Genomic DNA, 1342 nt, shown 5'->3' on the forward strand with positions numbered 1-1342 from the left:
TAGCGCCAGCGATAATCTCTTCTGGTGCATGGTCTCCCCCCATAGCGTCTACTGCTATTTTTGCGCGTGTCGATGACATGTTGATCAGGTATAAAAGCCTCCCACATATTAGCAGAACGCTGTTGTGTCCTAGAAGTCACAATCTCTGATTCTTGGATGTTGGTTTCGGTTGCTAAGTATTGCTTATAGAATCTATGGCATGATTATTTGTCTAATGGGCGTCTGCTTCTAACGTTGATGGATCTATGTTGAAATTGCTAAGCCTTGGATTTCTTAGTTTTGTGAGTCAGGTGTGGCAGCCGGAACCGCCCCCGGATGTGATTCCCTATCGTGTTTTGGGTTGGCAGTCATCAACGGTTTTTGAGGTGAATTATGAGCCGGATCCTCAGGTAGAGGAGATTGTGCGGGGCTATGTCAATCAGCTTAAGGGTCAGGGTAAGCAGCCGGAGCGTCAGGGGGTTTGGATCCAGTCGGATTGGCTTGAGCTGGGTCAGAATCAGGGTACAACGCCTTTATCGGCGGCTTCTCTAACTAAGGTGGTAACGACTTTGGCCGCTTTGGAGAAGTGGCCGCTGACGCATCAGTTTCAAACCAAAGTTTATACGACTGGGGCTGTGAATAATGGGGTATTGCAGGGGGATCTCTATGTGGAGGGGGGGGATGATCCGCTGTTTGTCTGGGAGGAGGCGATCGCCCTTGGTAATGCGCTAAATCAGGCAGGGATTCGTCAGGTGCAGGGAAATCTGATTGTGGTGGGTCATTTTGCGATGAATTACGCCATCGATCCGCTGGTTTCTGCCCAGACGCTCCGCATGGGGATGGATCAACGGCTATGGAATAAGGAAGTAAGTAGTCAATATAATTTGATGCCGCCCGGTACGCCTAAACCCCAAGTGGCGATCGCCGGCACTATCCAGCAGAGTGAAGCCATCCCTGCCACAGCGACCCATATATTAACCCACCATTCCCTTGTACTGTCAGAAATTCTGAAGCTGATGAATATCTACAGCAATAATGCGATCGCCGAAATGATTGCCCAAAACCTAGGTGGAGGACCAGCCATGGGACAGCGCATGGCTCAAAAACTCAACCTTCCCGCCGCAGAAGTGCATCTTATTAATGGCTCCGGCCTCGGCGTAGATAACCGCATTTCCCCCAGAGCCGTTGTCACCATGTTTAAAGCCATCGACATGGCGATCGCTGACGAAACCATTGCCCTATCAGATCTCTTTCCCGTAGCCGGACGCGATCAACGCGGCACCATGAAAGACCGCAATATGCCCAAAGGGATCATCGCCAAAACCGGAACCCTCAACCAAGTCAGCGCCCTCGCCGGCATGAT

1 protein-coding gene is annotated in these 1342 nt (G+C 51.0%); it reads left to right on the forward strand.

The genetic code is table 11. The features are described 5' to 3' along the window. Positions 1–245: 245 nt before the first annotated feature. Positions 246–1342 (forward strand): D-alanyl-D-alanine carboxypeptidase (locus tag V6D20_05065; GenBank protein ID HEY9815159.1); only part of this gene is annotated, 1097 nt, incomplete at its 3' end.

Source organism: Candidatus Obscuribacterales bacterium (genome assembly GCA_036703605.1).
Classification (GTDB): Bacteria; Cyanobacteriota; Cyanobacteriia; order RECH01; family RECH01; genus RECH01.